Here is a 17,254-nt window from a genome sequence, read left to right as displayed (position 1 = left end):
GAACTCTCTGTTGAGATGCCACTGCGGTGGGGCAACGTGATGGCCAGCGTATGGACGGCTCGCATCGGAATCCAGAATGAGTCCTGGGGCTTCCGATAGGCCGTCAGCTATTGGTTCGTCCACCCCTTCGCCTACCCTGACGACCATGGGTTTCACCTTGCGTCAGCTGGAGGTCTTCCTGACCGTCGCCGAGACGCTGCACTTCGGAAGGGCCGCCGAACGGCTGCACATCTCGCAGCCGACGGTCAGCCAGGAGGTCGCCCGGCTGGAGCGGACGGTCGGCGTCGAGCTGTTCGACCGCAGCCGCCGCTCCGTCGCGCTCACCGAGGCCGGCGCGGTGATGGCCACCGAGAGCGCGCGGCTGCTCGGCCAGGCCGAGGCGATGCTGACCCGGGTCCGGCTGCACGAGGAGTCCCGGGTGGGCACCGCCCGGATCGTCGCCTCGCCGAGCGTGGTGAACCGGCTGCTGCCCGCCGTGGTCAGCCGGGCCGAGCAGGAACTGCCCGCGCTCGACACCGCCGAACTCGCCGTGGACACCGGCCAGGTTTCCGCCACCCTGGCCGCCGAACTCGCCGACATCGGGCTCGGCCGCTTCCTGGACGAGGTGGCCGGCTACCGACTGGAGCGGATCGCCGACGAGCCGGTGCTGGTCGCGCTCGGCCGGGACCACCCGCTGGCCGGCCGGACCGGCCTGGGCCTGGCCGAACTGCGCGACCTGCCCCTGCTGTTGTGGCCGCGCGAACAGCACCCCCGCTACTACGACCACGTGCTCGGCCTCTGCGGGGACCACGGCGTGGACCCGCCGGTGCTGGTCAGCCCGCCCCGGATCGTCGGGTCCCGGCTCTACCTGCTCGCCCGCAACCGCGCCTTCTCGCTGGTGCCCGGCTCGATGACCGGCCACCTCACCGAGGACGTGGCCACCGTACGGCTGGAGGGGCGGGCCACCCTGCCGCTGGAGATGCAGTGGCGGCTGGACGACCGGCGACCCCGGCTGGCCACCCTGCGGGACCTCATCCGGCAGGAGGCGGCGGCGCTCGAGGAGCAGTAGCCGCGCCCCGACCCGGCACCGCCGACCACGGCCCCCACCACGTACCCCTGACCACCACCCCCGACCACCACCCTTGACGCTGGCATGCCACCGCCGGAAGGATGCCGGATCATCCCTCCGGCCCGCGGCAGCGCCACGGGCCGCCCGACCCCGGGGATCCGCCTTGACCCTGCGCCCACTGCTCCGCCGCGCCGCCGGTTTACTCGGTGCCGCCGCGCTCACCCTCGCCGGCACCCTCACCGCCGCCGGCCCCGCCCACGCCGACTTCGGCACCGACTACCACGACCCGGTCACCGCCACCAAGCCCCTCACCCGTCCCGACACCCGCTCCTGCACCGTCGAGGCGATGCACCAGCGCGAGTTCCGCAACGGGTACGGCAACCCGCCCGACACCCCGTACACCGCCACCCTCACCCCGCCCGCCGACTGCGCGGGCCCGTGGTCGGCGGTGGTGCTGGACCTCCACGGGCAGGTCGCCGGGCGGCAGTTCGACCGGATGTTCAGCGTCCGGGTCGGCGGCGTCCAGGTGCTGCTCTCCTCCACCCCGGAGCCGTCCAAGGACGGCATCGAGTGGAACGTCGAGCACGACGTCACCCGCTACGCCCCGCTGTTCGCGTCCGGTCCGCAGGACTTCTCCTTCGACCTCGCCAACGTCACCGACGCCACCTACACCGGCGTCTTCACGATCAGCGCGACCCTGACCTTCTACACCGCGAACGATCGCTGGCCGGCCGCCCGCGGCGCCGACCGGCTGCTCACCACCGGACCGTTCGCGCTCACCCAGGCCGCCCCCGCCGCCGGGCGCGAACTCACCTTCCCGCAGAACCTCGAACGCCTCACCGCCGAGGTCTACACCCGGGGCGGCGGCGCCTGCGAGGAGTTCGCGTACGCCTCCGCGCCGGACGCCTTCGTCGCCGCCAACCCGGGCCTCGGCCTCTGCGGCAAGGGCCCGTTCCGCGAGCTGCGCCTCGCTGTGGACGGCCGGGTGGCCGGCGCGGTCTGGCCGTACCCGGTGATCTACACCGGCGGCTGGGACCCGCTGCTCTGGCGGCCCGTCCCCGGTATCTTCGCCTTCGACCTGCCCGCCTACCGGCTCGACCTCACCCCGTACGTCGGCCTGCTGCTCGACGGCCGCCCGCACACCGTCGGCGTCACGGTCAACGCGTCCGAGGCGCAGAGCAACGACACCTGGACCGGCCAGGTCAACCTGTTCGCCGAGGTCGACCACGGCGCCGCCCGCACCACCGGGCAGCTCACCGACCACCGGGTCGCCCCCGAGGCCGCCGTGAGCACCGCGCTCGCCGACCACGGCGGCGGCAGCGGCGACTGGACCGTCACCGCCGCCCGGCACGACCTCGCCCGGGGCTGGGTGCAGACCTCGCACGGCCGGATCACCACCGAGGTCCGCGACGACCTCTCCTTCTGCTCCGGCCAGCAACTGCGCGACAGCGGCAACGACGTGACGCTGCACAACGGCACCGACCTCACCCGCACCACCTCGACCTGGGGCGGCGGACCGCACCGCACCACCACCGTCCACGAGGGCGAACCGCTGGACGTCACCTACAAGGTGAGCCACGACGCGGCCGGCAACACCGACCAGACCACCGCCATGGACCTCGGCTACCACCGCGAGGCCGGCACGGCGACCGGCGGCCACGTCACCGAGCGCTCCACCGTCGACCACACCCTGCGCCCGACCGCCCAACGCCACGACGGCGACCGCACCGTCCGCACCGGCAGCAGCACGGAGGACTACCGCAGTACCGGGCCCGAGGGGCCGTACCACCGGACGCTGAGCTTCGTGGACGGGTGGCCGCGGTCCTGAACCGCCCCCCGGTGATCGATTCTCCGCATTGATCGATTTGCGAAAATTGCCCGAATTCATGCTGTTCACCCCTGGTGCACACGGCGTACGAGGCGCATGATGGGAAATGGACCTGCGAGGTAGCTGAAGGAAGTTCGACCGCAGGAGGCAGTGGCGACAGATCGAGACGGATCAGGGTCTGCCGCTGGTTTTCTACCTCGGTCGACGATCGAACTACTGGCCGGAGGACGTCAAGTCCGGAGGCCGCCCCCACCTCGTAGGTTCCCCGCGTCCACGGAGCATCCCCTCGGCTCCGTGGACGCGCCGTCCATGTGCACAGCCGAGCATGTCCATCCGGGCCACTGGTTCGTACCGCCCGTACGGCACGGCCCGTTCGGCGCGGCCCGTTCGGCACCGCTGAATCAGTACCGCTGGATCAGTACCGCCGGTTCGGTATGCCTAGTTCGGTACGGCGTAGCCCATTTCCCAGGCGTGCACGGCGATCCCGACCCGGTTCGCCACCCCGAGCTTGCGCTGGATGCTGGCGACGTGGGTCTTCACCGTGCCCGGCGAGATGAACAGCTCCGCGGCGATGTCCGCGTTCGTGCGGCCCGCCGCGACCTGCCCGGCGATCTCCACCTCCCGCTCGGTCAACGGCGCCGCGGCCGCGGGCCCCCGGCGCTCCGGCCGGCGCGGCGCCGTCACGTGCCGCAGCAGCCGGACCGTGACCGACGGGCTGATCAGACTCTCCCCGTCCGCCGCCGCCCGCACCGCCTCGGCCAACAGCGCCGGGCCGGAACGCTTCAGCAGGAACCCCGAAGCCCCGTACTGCAGCGCCGGGTACACGTACTCGTCCAAGTCGAAGGTGGTCAGCACCACCACCCGCACCGGCTCGGCCACCCCCGGCCCGGCCAGCCGCCGGGTCAGCTCCAGCCCGTCCATCCGCGGCATCCGGATGTCCACCAGTGCGACGTCCGGCCGCAGTTCGGCCGCCAGCCGCAGCGCGGCCAGCCCGTCCGCGGCCTCCCCCACCACCTCGATGTCCGGCTGGGCCTCCAGGATCCGCCGCACGCCGCGCCGCACGGCCTCCTGGTCGTCCGCGATCAGGGTGCGGATCACCCGCGGGCACTCGCCGTTCGCGCTCGTCACGCCCAGCAGTCTGCCACGCGATCCGTCACACGCAGGCCGCCGGGAAGCTCCCCCGGCAACCCCTGTACAGCCCGCCGGAAAATTCACGCGGCGACCCCGGCGCGGTTCACCTCCGTACGGTGAGCTGACCGCCATGAACGCTTCCAGTGGACGTCTCCCCGTCAGCCGGCGCGGCCTCCTGGCCGGCGCCTCCGGCCTCGGCCTCGGCGGCGCCGTGTCCCTCTCCGGCCTCGCGGCCACTCCCGCCGCCGCTGCCCCCGCCGCCCCCGCGGCCTCGCCGCTGCTGTGGCAGCGGCCCGGGCGCTCCGGTGCCCCGCGGGTGGCCGGTCTGCACCTCCAGTTCGGCTCGGACGCCTCGCGCGAGGTGGTGGTGTCGTGGCACACCACCAGGTCCGTCGCCAACCCGCGGGTGATGTACGGGACTTCGAACGGCGGCTTCGGCCGGACCACGCAGGCCGCGACCCGCACCTACCGGGACGCCGCCTCCGGCACCGAGGTCCAGGTGCACCACGCCCGGCTGACCGGCCTGCACCCCGACACGGACTACGTCTACGCGGCCGTCCACGACGGCACCACCCCCGAGCTCGGCACCGTCCGCACCGCCCCGCGCGGCCGGTCCGCCTTCACCTTCACCAGCTTCGGCGACCAGGGCACCCCCACCCTCGGAAAGAAGACCGCCAACGGCTACGTCAACGACAACCTCGGCAGCCCCGCCGCCGGCGACACCACCGCCGGGGTCGAGCGGATCGCCCCACTGTTCCACCTGCTCAACGGCGACCTCTGCTACGCGAACATCTCCACCGACCGGGTCCGCACCTGGTCCGACTGGTTCGAGAACAACACCCGCTCCGCCCGCCACCGCCCCTGGATGCCCGCGGCCGGCAACCACGAGAACGAGAAGGGCAACGGCCCGATCGGCTACGGCGCCTACCAGGCCTACTTCGACCTGCCGGACTCCGGCTCGGACGACGAACTGCACGGCCTCTGGTACTCGTTCACCGCCGGCTCGGTACGCGTCATCAGCCTCAACAACGACGACGTGGCCCTGCAGGACGGCGGCAACTCCTACGTCCACGGCTACTCCGGCGGCGCCCAGCAGCGCTGGCTGGAGCGGGAGTTGGCCGCGGCGAACGCGGACCCGGAGATCGACTGGATCGTGGTCTGCATGCACCAGGTGGTGATCTCCACCGCCGACAAGTTCAACGGTGCCGACCTCGGCGTACGCGAGGCCTGGGTGCCGCTGTTCGACAAGTACGGCGTGGACCTGGTGGTCTGCGGCCACGAGCACCACTACGAGCGCTCCCACCCGATCCGCGGCCAGCAGCCGACCGACACCCGCACCCCGATCCCGGTCGCCACCGGCACCCAGACCATCGACACCACCAAGGGCACCGTCCACATGGTGATCGGCGGAGGCGGCACCTCGGCCCCGTCCAACCAGCTGTTCTTCAACCCCCCGAAGGCCCGCGTCATCACCGGCGTCGGCGCCGCCGACCCGGCCACCGGCAAGCGCCCGCCGGTGTACGTGATCGAGGACGCCCCCTGGTCGGCCTTCCGCGACGCCGACAACCCGTACGGCTTCGCGTCCTTCGACGTCAACCCGGGTGAGCGCGGTGGGCGGACCACCATCGACGTCACCTACTACTCCGTCAGCGGCCCGTACGGCGACCTGGTCCCCGTCGACCGCTTCACCCTGACCCGCCCGCGCGGCGCCCGCGGCGGCGGCCGGGGCCGCTGACCGCCCGGAATGCCCGACCCGCTCCGCACGCGTGGCACGCGCCACACTCGCCACACGCACGGCACGCGCCACACGCACGGCACGCACGGAAGCGGCGAACGCCGGCCGAGCCCCCTCGGCCGGTGCCGTGCCTCGCGCGCTACCGCCCCGGCAGCGTGCAGCTGACCCGCCAACCCGCGGGCTCGACCGGGCCCGCGGTCAACGCGCCACCATGGGCGGTGGTGCGGGCGGTGAGGCCGGCCAGTCCGGTGCCGCCGGAGCCCGGGCGGCGGCGCAGCAGCGGCTTGCGGGCGGGGCCCGCGTTGTCGGTGACCGTCACCTCGACGGCGCCGTCCCGACCGGGGGCCACCCGTACGGCGACCTCGGTGGCCTGCGGGGCGTGGCGGCGGATGTTGGTGAGGGCCTCCAGCACGACGGCGTAGGCGGTCGCCTGGGTCTCGGCGGGGAGCACGTCGACGGCGTCGGGGGCCACGTCGACGGTGGCCCCCGGCCCGCCCGTCGTACCGAAGCGGGCGACCAGCTCGGGGAGATCGGCCAGGCCCAGGCGGCGCGTCGTCGCGGCCGCCCCGGCGGACCGCTCGCCCTGCCCGTCCGGGCCATCGCGCAGGGCCCCGACCATCTCGTCCATCGAATCCAGCGCCCGCAGCCCGGCCTCCTCCAGGCGGCGCAGCAGCACGGCGGTCTCCTCCGCGTCCTGGCCCGGGAGTTGACCGGCCTGGGCTTCCAGCACAATGCCGGTGATCTCGTGGGCGACGAAGTCGTGCAGCCCCCGGGCCACTTCGAGCCGCTGCTCGCGCCGGGCCCACACGACGGCCCGCTCCCGGCGGGCGTCCAGGACACGCAGGTAGAGGGCCACCCCCGCGACGCCGAGCACCGGCAGCAGGGAGAGCAGCACGCTGATCACCGGGCCGGCCGCGCCGCCCTGGGGCGTGCGGAGGGCGAACCGCAACGGCAGCAGGACGGCCGCCGACCCGACCAGCCCGCCGACCGGCCCGGCCCACCGGTCGGGCAGCCGACGCACGGTCCGGAACAGCACCCCGAGCAGGGCGAGCCACTCGAAGGGCAGCCAGAACGCGGGCAGCCGGTACGGCCCCGGGTAGAGCACGTCGAGCAGCAGCGAGGCGCCGGCCACCGCCCCGGCGGCCGCGCCGAGCGTGATCCGTCCGGCAGGCCACGGCAGGAGCGCCACCACCGCCGCGAGCGCGGCCGTCAGGGCGAGCAGCAGGGCCGCGCCGTGGTCGCCCGGGTGGGCGAGCGCGACGGGCGCCGACAGGACCAGCGCGGCGAGGACGGCGAGCGGCCGCCGGACCCGGACGGAACGCGGCCGGGCGGGGCGGGTCGGGGATTCGGTGCGCACCCGGCCGAGCCTACGGGCAGCTCTCCCGGGGGAGGCGGGGCTCCTCCCCGGGAGGGAGCCGGTGGCCGCCGACTCCCCTCCGCAGCGGGAGGTTTGCCCGACCCGGCGGCGGCAGACTCGTTGTCGTCGAAGCAACCACCCCGAAGAAGGACGAACCGTCATGAACCGTCGTCTCGCCACCGCCGCAGCCTCGCTCCTCCTGCTGGCCGCGACGGTCGTCGCCGCCGTACCGGCCTCCGCGGTGCCGATCTCCGCAGTACCGGGCTCCGAAGCATCGGTCTCCGAAGCATCGGTCTCCGCAGTGTCGACCGCCGACGCGCATCCGGCCGCAGCCGCGGGCGGCCCCGGGGCGGTGAGCGTGCGCGGGACCGGTGACACCGTCCTCACCTCCGCGTTCGGTGGCTTCGCCGGCGACCCGGTCCGGATCTCGGTCGACGCCCGCGCCGCCACCAGCACCGACCCGGGCGGCACCAGCGGCCACTTCCACGTCCGCCACGTGCACAACGACGGCCGGCTGGTCGCCGACTTCGAGGGCGACATCACCTGCCTGGGCGTCGGTGGCCGGGAGGCGATCGCCACCGGTGTGATCACCAAGGGCGAGGCACCGTGGTTCCCGGGCCTGGAGGTGGTCGGCCAGAAGGTCTCGCTGTCGGTGGAGGACAACGGCCGGCACGGTGACCGGCTCGGCTGGGTCTGGGGCGCGCTGGGCCTGCCGGTGGCGGACTGCCAGGGCACGGTACCGTTCATCCGCACGACCGGTGGCGACTTCACCGTGCGCGGCTGACACCCGCCCGACCAGGGCGTTCCCGGTCCTCCGGGGTCCGCACGGGGCGGTGCGCCGCCGCCCGGCCGCTGCCGCTCGGCTGCTGCGCCCCGAGCACCCGGACCCCTGGAGGCCACCGATGCCACCGCTTTCGCCCGACCGCCCGACCGCACCCGGGCCATCCGAAGCCGGCGCGGGGTCCAACGACCGCACAGGGGACGGCCGTTGAACCCCGCGCCCGACCCGTCAAACCCCGCACCCGAGGACCCCACGCCCGAGAACCCCGCGCCCGAGTCGCCGTTGCCCGAGTACCACCGACTCGCCGCCGTCGGGCCGTACTTCGCGCTGGACACCTCCCCCGCCGGCGCTCCGCCCGAGGGCTTCCGCCCGCTGCCCGAGCTCTACGGCACCGGGCCGGACGCGCCGCTGGCCGCGCGCCTCCGGGTGGTGGCGCAGCGGCTCGGCACGGCTGAACCCCGGGTCGCCGCCTCGATCCTGCACCTGGGACTGGCCGCCCGCTTCTGGTCGGTGGGCCTCGGCTCGGCCGTCCTGCTGGGGACGGTCCCGACGCTGGAGCGCGCCTGGGTACGGATCCCGGACCAGGGCCCGCTCGATCTCTGGACGCCGCCGGAGCCCGTCCGGCCGGACGCGGGACCGCTCACCGACCAGCTCCACTCCGCCGTCCTGGTAGGCCAGTTGGCGCCCCTGGCGACAGCCGTCCGGGCCGCCGCCCCGCTCTCGGCGCGCCTGCTGCTCGGCAACGTCGCCTCCGCACTGGCCGGCACGCTGCGGGTCCTGGACGCCCACGCGCCGGGCGTGGCACGGGCGTTGGTCGCGGAGCTGCTGGACCGCCCGCCGCTGGCCGGGTCCGGCACACTGGTCACCAGCCCGCTACTCGCCGGGCCGCGTGGCACCGCGTTCCGGCGGAACAGCTGCTGCCTCTACTACCGGGTCGGGCCGAACGCCGGACTCTGCGGGGACTGTTGCTTCACCGAGCCGCCCACGCGGAGGGAGCGGAGCGACCGAGACCTGCACCAGTGAAGGTCATCGTCACCGCCGCATCGCTACCGCCCCACGGGAGCCGTCACACCCGCACCACCACCCGGTCCGCCACGCCCGACGGCACGCGCGGCGCGCACGGCACGGACAACGCGCACGGCGCAGATGACCCGCACGGCACGGACCACGCATGAGCCACGACCAGGCCGCATCGTGAAGCGGCCCGCGTCCGGCTTGTCCAGGGCCGGGCGCGGGCCGCGAATCCTCACCCGGTGCCGATGCCCTGGCGCCGGGTGAAGTCTTTCCGAGGGGTGCGGTCAGACCGCGACCGCTTCCTCCATCTCCTCCTCGGCCTCCGCCGGCGTCTCCACCGGACGGCGCCCACGGCTCTCGTACAGCGCCGCGGCCACCAGGGCCGCCCCGCCCAGCAGCAGCCAGACCAGCAGGGTCACGACGTGCCCGCCGAGGCCCGCGCCGCCGTCGAAGTACATGATGCTGCGCGCGCCCTCGAGGAAGCCGGCGCCGGTCCAGAAGCCGTGCAGGGCGCCGAAGAAGCCGTTCTGCAGCTCGGGCCGGTAGATACCGCCCGAGGAGGTGAAGTTGAGCATCACGAACAGGACCATCATCGTCAGCGTGGTCCACTTCTTCAGGAAGCTGTGCAGGCCGATGCCGATCAGCACGATGCCCGCCGAGTAGAGCCAGCCCAGCGCCCAGATCGCGGCGTGGTCGTGGTCGACGACGTGGAACAGCGGCCCGGCGGTGACGATCCCGATCACGCTGACCACCAGCGAGACCGCCACGCCGACCAGCGCCCGGACCTTCACGCTCAGCGCGGCGCCGGCGGCGCCGATCGCCGCCACGCTCGCGTACGAGCCGATGCTCAGGGCGACCAGCAGGAAGAACAGGCCCTGGCCGGTCGGGTCGCCCTTGGCGGGGGTGGTCAGGTCGGTGACGTGCAGGGGGACGCCCTGCTGGTCGGTGACGTTGGTGAAGACCGCCGTGGCGGCCACCACCGAGGTGTCCGAGTTGCCCTTGGCCACGATCAGCTCGGGGCTCCTGGCGTCCGGGACGAAGGCGCCGACCAGGTCGCGGTCGCGCAGTTGCCGCTCGGCGGCGGACCGGTCGCCGACGGTACGGACGTCGAGCGCGTCACCGGCCTTCTCGCGGATCGTCTGTGCCAGGCCGTGCGCCTGCGGTGTGGTGCCGACGACGGCGACCTTGAGGTGGTGCGGCTCGGGCTGGTGGAAGGCGCCCTGGTAGGCGAGCGCCATGCCGAGGCACATCAGCAGCGGGGTGATCAGGTGGACGGCGAGGTGCTTGAGCGAGTGCCCCAGGGTGGGCGCCGCGGCGGGGTTCTGGGGTGTGCTCATGGTGTTCGTACCGTCCTCCGGTGGCGTCTCGTACAGTCGAGAGGGTGGCAAATACAACCAATGCAGGTGGTAAATGCAACCATCTATTGATGTAGCTTACAACCATCCGACATCGAGCGGAAGCCGGCCCCGACAACCGGCCCCCTTCGCCCGCGATCAGCCCAGCTCGAAAACCCCGTACGAGAACCCGTCCGCCCGCAGCTCCCCGTCCGCCACCCGCACGCCCTGCGCCTCCAACGACCGGACACCCTCAGCCGGCCCCGACAACAGGTGCGACAGCGGCACCACCCCCGGCTCCCGCCGCGGATTGACCACCACCAGGTACCGCCCGCCCCTGGTGTACACCAGCGGGTACCCGGCCTGCCGGACCTCCACCACGCCGGCGGAACCCAGCCCCGGGTGCGCCCGACGCAGGGCGATCAGCCGCCGGACGGTGTGCAGCAGCGACGTCGGATCGGCGCGCTGGGAGAGCACGTCAGGGCGGTGCGGGTCCGGGTCCACCGGCAGGTACAGCCGCTCGGGCGGAGCGCTGGAGAACCCGGCCGTCGGGCCGGGCGTCCACTGCATCGGGGTGCGCGAGCCGGCCCGGTTGAAGCGCGGCCCCAGCACGCTGCCCTCGGTGTCGGGCAGGCCGGGGAGGTAGCGCATGCCGATCTCGTCGCCGTAGTAGACGGCCGGGAGGGTGGGCCAGGTGAGCAGGAAGGCGAAGGCGGGCGCGAGCTGCTCGGCGGTGCGCGGACCGGCGGCCAACCGGGAGAAGTCGTGGTTGGCGGTCGGCAGCACGATGTGCCCGCTGCCCTCGGTGAGTTCGGCGGCGGAGCGCCAGGCGTCCAGGAAGGGCTGCGGGGTGCCGCGGCCCTCGGCCTCGAAGTAGCAGGCCTCCTGTTGCCAGAACTCCTCGACCGTCCCGCCGTTGTTGTTCCACAGGGAGCGCAGCGGGAGGCCGTGGTCCTCCCCGCCGAAGTGCAGGAAGAAGTCCGCGTGGAAGCCGGCCGCGACGGCGGCGGAGGGGTCACCCCACTCGGCGAGCAGCGCGGCCTGGGGGTGGGCGCGGTCCAGCCAGTCGCGCAGCTCGGTCCAGAGCTTGGCGGTCTCGGCCTTGCCCGGGTCGTCCTTGACCAGCGAGTACGCCATGTCGACCCGGAAGCCGGCCACGCCGAGGCCGAGCCAGTGCGCCATGATGTCGCGCAGCGCCGCCCGGTTGGCGCGCGGGCCCTCGGCGTCCACCGGCTGGCGCCAGGGCTCGTCCGAACTGCTGCGCGCGTAGCCGAAGTTGAGGGCGGGCTGACAGTCGAAGAAGTTCGGCCGGTACCAGCCCGGGCGGCTGCCGGGTGAGGGGACGAAGCCGTCCACCTGGCGGTCGGACCAGATGTACCGCTGGTCGGACGGGTCCTCGGCGGCGGCCAGGAACCAGGGGTGGCGGTCGGAGGTGTGCCCGGCGACCAGGTCCAGCAGGACCCGGATGCCCCGGCCGCGGGCGGCCTCGACCAGCGCGACCAGGTCCTCGGTGCTGCCGTAGCGCGGGGCGGGGGCGAGGTAGTCGGTGATGTCGTACCCGGCGTCGCGGAACGGCGAGGCGAAGCAGGGGTTGAGCCAGACGGTGTCGACGCCGAGCCAGGCGAGGTGGTCGAGGTGCGCCGCAATGCCGGCGAAGTCGCCGATGCCGTCGCCGTCGGAGTCGGCGAAGGTCTGCGGGTAGATCTGGTAGAGGACGGCGTCGGCGAGCCAGTCGGGGCCGGGGCGGGTCGAGGTCATGGGCGGAGGTCCTCCTACCGGGTCCGGGGCCCGGGGTGCACCGGGCGGGGCTGAGCCGGGCCGGACTCGGCCGGGGCCGAACCGGGTGCCCCCGATTCTCGTCCAATTGCGGCCGTCCCGACAGCCCGCCTCACCCCGCCGCCTCCCCCGCTCCTACGGCGCCCCGCACGCCTGCGTGAACGCCCGGGCCCGCCGGGTGATCTCCGCCCAGTCCCCCGCCACGACCGCCTCCGGCGGCACCACGTCCGTCCCCGCGCAGACCGCGAGCGCGCCCTGCCCCAGGAACTCGGCGGCGTTGCCCGCGTTCACCCCGCCGGAGGCCACCAGCGGGACGTCCGGGTACGGGCCGCGCAGGTCCTTGAAGTAGCCGGGACCGAACGCCCTGGCCGGGAAGATCTTGACGGCGGCCGCCCCCAGGTCCACCGCCCGGGCCACCTCGGTCGGAGTGAGCGCCCCGAGCACCACCGGCACCCCGGCGGCCTTCGCCGCCTCCGCGACCTCGGGCCGGCAGCCGGGCGTGACCAGGAAGGACGCCCCGACCGCGACCCCGCGCTCGGCCTGCTCCGCGGTCAGCACGGTGCCGACACCGACCCGGTGGCCGGCCTGTGCGGCGCGACGCAGATGCTTCGTCACATCCGGTGTGGTGTACGTGAATTCGGTCCACTCGATGCCGCCGGCGGCGAGCGCTTCGCACAGCGCGGAGGCGTCCGGGATGCGCGGAGCGCGGACCACCGCGATCACCCGGTCGTCCCGCAGGGCTGAGAGAGAGTTCATGCGGCTCGGGTTCCTCGGTCGGTGCGGCGCAGGGCGCGCCCGGGCCGGGCGCCGGTGGTGCGACCCTGCCGGACGACGGCGGTGCCGTTGACGTACACGCACTCGATGCCCTCGGCGGGCCGCCGGGGGTGCTCGAAGGTGGCGGCGTCCCGGACCCGTTCGGGGTCGAGGAGTACCAGGTCGGCGTGGTGGCCGGGGGCGATCCGGCCGCGCCGGTGCAGGCCCAGCCGGGCAGCGGGCCGGCCGGTCATCCGGGCGACCGTCTCCTCCAGTGTCAGCAGGCCCAACTCCCGGCTGTAGTGGCCGAGATAACGCGGGAAGGTGCCCCAGGCCCGCGGGTGCGGCCGGGCGCCGACCAGCAGTCCGTCGCTGCCGGCGGTGTGCGCGCGGTGGCGCATGATCGCCCGGACGTTCTCCTCGTGCCCGACGTGCTGGAGGATCGTGGTGGCCAGTTCGTCCCGGCGCAGCAGGTCGAGGAAGACCTCCGTGCCGGTCCGCCGCTCCCCGTCGGCGAGTTCGGCGACGGTCCTGCCGACGGCCGGTGCCAGCTCCGCCGACCGAACGCCGGAGATCTGGACCGTCGCCCAGTCGGCGACCACGCCGTGGCAGCCGTCGCTGCCCTTCTCCTCCATCTCGTACCGGATCCGGGCGCACTGCGCCGGGTCGGTGAGCCTGGCCAGCGTCGGCGCCGGTCCGCCCTCGGTGGCCCAACTCGGCAGCAGGGCGGCCAGGGTGGTGGAGCCCGGCAGGTAGGGGTAGCTGTCCAGGGTGAGGTCGACGCCGTCGGCGAGCGCCTCGTCGACCAGCTCCAGCAGCTCGCCGGCCCGGCCCCGGTTGACGCCGAAGTTCATCGTGGCGTGGGTCAGGTGCAGCCCGCAGCCGCTCCGCCGGGAGATCTCCACCATCTCCGCGTAGCCCTCCAATGCCCCCTCACCGTACGAGCGTTGGTGCGGTGCGTGGAATCCGCCGTAGGCCGCGACGATGGTGCACAGCTCGACCAGTTCGGCGGTGTCCGCGTACATCCCGGGGGTGTAGCTGAGGCCGCTGGACATGCCGACCGCGCCGTCCAGCAGGCTCCTCGCCAACACCTGCCGCATCCGGTCGAGTTCGGCCGGGGTGGGCGGGCGGTCGGCCCAGCCCATGACGAGGGTGCGCAGCGTGCCGTGCGGGACGAGGTAGCAGGCGTTGACGGCGACGCCGGTGCGGTCGATCCGGTCCAGGTAGCCGGCGACGTCGCGCCAGTCCCAGTCGAGCTCGGCCGGATCGCCGTTCCAGCCCGCGAGTTGGCGGCGCAGCGCGGGCAACGTGGTGTCGTCCACCGGGGCGTAGGACAGGCCGTCCTGGCCGAGGACCTCGCAGGTGACGCCCTGGGTGACCTTGGCCGGGTGCTCGGGTTCGAGCAGCAGGGCGAGGTCGGAGTGGGCGTGCATGTCGATGAAGCCGGGGGCCAGGACCAGGCCGTCGGCGTCCACTACCTCGGGCGCGTCGAGGCGGTCGCCGATCTCGGTGATCAGGCCGTCGGCGATCCGTACGTCCGCCCGGTAGCGGTCCGCGCCGGTGCCGTCCACGATGGTGGCGCCCCGGAAGACCGTCGCACCCGGCCCGGATCGGCCTGCCCGTGCCCCGGATCGGCCTGCTCCCGTCCCGCCCGCCCTCGCCTCGGCCGCACTCGACCCAACCTCCGGCACCCCGTCCGATTTCGCCCTGCCCGCCGGCACCCCGTCCGGTTTCGCCCCGGCCATCAGAAGAAGGTCCTGACCAATCCGGTGACCTTCGGCTCGGCCGCGTCCGCGGAGTCCAGCACCGGGATCGCCGTCCACTTGTCGAAGGCGGTGCACGGGTGCGACACGCCCAGGCGCAGCACCGCGCCGATCGGCGCGAGGTCGCCCGCGTCACGCAGGAAGGCGTGCTGGTCGTTGAGCGCGGTGATCCGGGCCGCCGTCCCGGTCAACTCGGCTCCGCCGCGGACCCGTTGCGGCTCGGGCAGGCCGTCGTCGAAGGGCAGGTCGCGCTTTCCCGCGTCCAGCAGGGCGAGTTGCGGCTCGGGGCGGGAGATCACCCGGGCCCAGCCGTGCAGCGCACCGCGGAAGGGTGCCTCACCGCCGTGCCGGGCGAGCGGCGAGATGCCCCGGTAGAAGCCGTCGTCGTGGGCGATGTACGCACCAGAGCGCAGCACCACCAGGGCGTCCGGCAGGTCGGCCAACTCCTCGACCACCAGGTCGAAGTAGGCGCTGCCCCCGGCCGTGACCACCGGCGGCGCGTCGTCGGGGTAGGCGCCGGCGAGCCGGCCGTGGAGCTGGGCCAGTGCCCGGAGGTAGCCGCGGACGGTGGCCAGCCCGTCGGTCGTGGCGTCGTGCGCGAGCGCGCCCTCGTACCCGCCGACGCCCGCGAGGCGCAGGGTGGGGGCGCGCAGCACGGCGGCGGCGACCTCGACGGCGGCGTCCACGCCGCGGGCGCCGGTCCGCCCGTGGGGGCCGCCGAGTTCGATCAGTACCTCGACCGGCCGTTCGGCCCCGGCGGCGCGCAGTGCCTCGTCCATCAGCCGCACGCTCTCGGTGGAGTCGACCCAGGAGAGGAAGGCGAAGCCCGGGTCGGAGGCCAGTTCGTCGGCGAGCCAGGCCAGTCCGGCCGGGTCGAGCAGGGTGTTGGCGAGCAGGATCCGCTGCACCCCGAAGGCCCTGGCGACTCGCACCTGGGGCAGGTTGGCGAGGGTGATGCCGTGGGCTCCGGCGGCGAGCTGCGCCTCCCAGAGGGCGGGTGCCATGGTGGTCTTGCCGTGCGGGGCGAGCGCGACGCCCGCCTTGGCGCACCAGTCGGCCATGGTGCGGACGTTGTGCTCGAGCGCGGCAGCGTCGAGGGTGAGCAGCGGGGTGCCGAGCGAGGAGAGGGTCGGGCCGGTGGCCAGCCACTCCCGCACGGTGTGGCCCCACGACTCCGGCGGGGCGGCCTTGAACCGCCAGTCCAGCTGCTCGTCGGCCAGGGCCGCCACCGCGCCGCCGGCGATGCCCGGCCCGGTGCCGCTGCTTGCGAAGGTCTGCTCCACGGTCTTCCTCCATTTGCCATGTTGCAACATGCGCAACGAGGGTTGCACATGCTGGCAGCACGGTTCTAGCATCGGCGCCGGATCACGGTCAACGGAACCGTCCCAGGCCGACCGGGACCGACCCACACAGACCCACGCCGAACGGAACTGACCCACGCTCAACGAACCCGACCCACGTTCAGGAGTCCCGGCCCGCACCCGACGGAACGGCCGCAGACGAGGAGCCCAGCACATGCCGCGACAGGACACCCCGGGCCCGACCCGCCCGGGTCCTCCCCCGACGGCCGTGTGCGTGGGCGAGTCGATGGCGGTCCTGCTCCCGGACCGCCCGGGCCCACTGGAGTCGGTGGAGAACTTCCGGCTCGCCGTCGGCGGCGCCGAGTCCAACGTGGCCGGCGCACTGGCCGCGCTCGGCGTGCCGACCGCCTGGGTCAGCCGGGTCGGCGACGACGGCTTCGGTCGGCGGCTCGTCGCCGAGGTCGCCGCCCGCGGCGTGGACGTCTCGGCGGTCGCGGTCGACCCACACCGCCCGACCGGCGTCTACCTCAAGGAGGTCGGCGGCACCACCGGCCACGATCACGACCTCGGCCCCGGCCGCAGCCGACTGCACTACCACCGGCGCGGTTCCGCGGCCGCCGCGCTCTCCCCCGCGCTGCTCGCCGACCCGGCCGCCGCCGCACTGCTGGCCGGCGCCCGTCTGCTGCACCTGTCCGGCATCACCGCCGCGCTCTCCGACGACTGCCTCGCCCTGCTGCGCGCCCTGTTCGCCGACCGCCGCCCGGACCGGCTGGTCAGCTTCGACCTCAACTGGCGCCCCTCGCTCTGGCACGACCGGGACCCGGCCGTACTGCCGCCGCTGCTGGACGCCGCCGACCTGCTGCTGCTCGGCGCCGACGAGGCGCAGGCCGCCTTCGGCACCGGCGACCCCACCGCCCTGCGCCGCCGCTTCCCCTCCCCCGCCACCCTCGTGGTCAAGGACGCCGACCGGCACGTCACCGCCCTGGAGCGGGACGGCACGGCGGTCACCGAGCCGGCCCTCGCCGTCGAGGTGGTCGAGGCCACCGGCGCGGGCGACGCCTTCGCGGCCGGTTACCTGGCCGGCACCGTCCGGGGCCTGGACCAGCGCCGCCGGCTGCGGCTCGGCCACCTGAGCGCCGCCTGCGCGCTGACCGCCCACGGCGACCAGGCCGAGCTGCCGCCCGCCGCCGTCGTGACGGCACTGCTCGACGCCTCCGCCGCCGACTGGGCCGCCACCCGGGTCACCGCGGCCGGCATCACCGGCCCGACCCTGCCCACCGACGGCGCCCACAAGGCCGACCGCCCGCACCCCTCCGACCGCCCGCACCCAACAAACGGAGCACCGCCCACCGACGGAGCACCGCCGACCGACCGAACGCCGCCCGCCGGCCGGGCCCGGGCCCGATGAGCAGCCACCCCAGCCCTCGAAGCGG

General features: G+C 74.2%; 13 protein-coding genes. 6 read left to right on the top strand and 7 right to left on the bottom strand.

Features of this window, described 5'->3' with window-relative positions; translation table 11 throughout:
- The first annotated feature begins 145 nt into the window (after nucleotides 1-145).
- Both ACZ52R_RS29490 and ACZ52R_RS29485 read left to right on the top strand, forming a co-directional pair.
- Nucleotides 146-1,048 carry a LysR family transcriptional regulator gene (locus ACZ52R_RS29490; protein ID WP_465623308.1) on the top strand — a complete coding sequence of 301 codons (903 nt, stop codon included), beginning with the start codon at nucleotides 146-148 and terminating at the stop codon, nucleotides 1,046-1,048.
- A 163-nt stretch (nucleotides 1,049-1,211) separates the two neighbouring features.
- Nucleotides 1,212-2,876 (top strand): peptide-N4-asparagine amidase, encoded by a 1,665-nt coding sequence (locus ACZ52R_RS29485; RefSeq protein ID WP_465754449.1) that lies wholly within the window; start codon nucleotides 1,212-1,214, stop codon nucleotides 2,874-2,876.
- A 438-nt stretch (nucleotides 2,877-3,314) separates the two neighbouring features.
- On the opposite strand, the gene ACZ52R_RS29480 is transcribed toward ACZ52R_RS29485, so the two are convergent.
- Nucleotides 3,315-4,004 carry a response regulator transcription factor gene (locus ACZ52R_RS29480; RefSeq protein WP_360503148.1) on the bottom strand — a complete coding sequence of 230 codons (690 nt, stop codon included), beginning with the start codon at nucleotides 4,002-4,004 and terminating at the stop codon, nucleotides 3,315-3,317.
- 133 nt (nucleotides 4,005-4,137) lie between these two features.
- On the opposite strand from ACZ52R_RS29480, the gene ACZ52R_RS29475 reads away from it, so the two are divergent.
- Nucleotides 4,138-5,742: a purple acid phosphatase family protein gene (locus ACZ52R_RS29475; RefSeq protein WP_465754448.1), complete on the top strand. Its 1,605-nt coding sequence runs from the start codon at nucleotides 4,138-4,140 to the stop codon at nucleotides 5,740-5,742.
- A gap of 139 nt (nucleotides 5,743-5,881) precedes the next feature.
- On the opposite strand, the gene ACZ52R_RS29470 is transcribed toward ACZ52R_RS29475, so the two are convergent.
- Entirely contained in the window at nucleotides 5,882-7,099 is a 1,218-nt protein-coding gene (locus ACZ52R_RS29470; protein WP_465754447.1) for a sensor histidine kinase, read from the bottom strand.
- A gap of 160 nt (nucleotides 7,100-7,259) precedes the next feature.
- Here ACZ52R_RS29470 and ACZ52R_RS29465 point away from each other — a divergent pair, with 160 nt between their 5' ends.
- Complete coding sequence (locus ACZ52R_RS29465) at nucleotides 7,260-7,883, top strand: hypothetical protein (protein WP_465623303.1); 624 nt, start codon at nucleotides 7,260-7,262, stop codon at nucleotides 7,881-7,883.
- A 204-nt stretch (nucleotides 7,884-8,087) separates the two neighbouring features.
- Complete coding sequence (locus ACZ52R_RS29460; protein ID WP_465623301.1) at nucleotides 8,088-8,903, top strand: (2Fe-2S)-binding protein; 816 nt, start codon at nucleotides 8,088-8,090, stop codon at nucleotides 8,901-8,903.
- A 275-nt stretch (nucleotides 8,904-9,178) separates the two neighbouring features.
- On the opposite strand, the gene ACZ52R_RS29455 is transcribed toward ACZ52R_RS29460, so the two are convergent.
- From ACZ52R_RS29455 to ACZ52R_RS29435, 5 genes are all read right to left on the bottom strand, one after another.
- Nucleotides 9,179-10,231 carry a hypothetical protein gene (locus ACZ52R_RS29455; RefSeq protein WP_465664272.1) on the bottom strand — a complete coding sequence of 351 codons (1,053 nt, stop codon included), beginning with the start codon at nucleotides 10,229-10,231 and terminating at the stop codon, nucleotides 9,179-9,181.
- A 156-nt stretch (nucleotides 10,232-10,387) separates the two neighbouring features.
- The gene (locus tag ACZ52R_RS29450) at nucleotides 10,388-11,986 is read right to left on the bottom strand and encodes an alpha-amylase family glycosyl hydrolase (protein WP_465623299.1); all 1,599 of its coding nucleotides are present in this window, start codon (nucleotides 11,984-11,986) and stop codon (nucleotides 10,388-10,390) included.
- Between the two features lie 153 nt (nucleotides 11,987-12,139).
- Nucleotides 12,140-12,760, bottom strand: coding sequence for a bifunctional 4-hydroxy-2-oxoglutarate aldolase/2-dehydro-3-deoxy-phosphogluconate aldolase (locus ACZ52R_RS29445; RefSeq protein WP_360503128.1), 621 nt, complete (start codon nucleotides 12,758-12,760; stop codon nucleotides 12,140-12,142).
- The gene (locus ACZ52R_RS29440) at nucleotides 12,757-14,328 is read right to left on the bottom strand and encodes an N-acyl-D-amino-acid deacylase family protein (protein WP_465623295.1); all 1,572 of its coding nucleotides are present in this window, start codon (nucleotides 14,326-14,328) and stop codon (nucleotides 12,757-12,759) included. Before ACZ52R_RS29440 ends, ACZ52R_RS29445 begins: the two co-directional genes overlap by 4 nt.
- A gap of 173 nt (nucleotides 14,329-14,501) precedes the next feature.
- Complete coding sequence (locus ACZ52R_RS29435) at nucleotides 14,502-15,803, bottom strand: alanine racemase (protein ID WP_465623293.1); 1,302 nt, start codon at nucleotides 15,801-15,803, stop codon at nucleotides 14,502-14,504.
- 232 nt (nucleotides 15,804-16,035) lie between these two features.
- Between ACZ52R_RS29435 and ACZ52R_RS29430 the strand changes: the two genes are divergently transcribed.
- Entirely contained in the window at nucleotides 16,036-17,229 is a 1,194-nt protein-coding gene (locus tag ACZ52R_RS29430; RefSeq protein WP_465754446.1) for a sugar kinase, read from the top strand.
- Nucleotides 17,230-17,254 lie beyond the last annotated feature (25 nt).

The organism is Kitasatospora sp. NPDC034023, from assembly GCF_055575795.1.
Note: the sequence above shows the minus strand (reverse complement) of the source record. Positions and strands in the feature narration are given on the sequence as shown.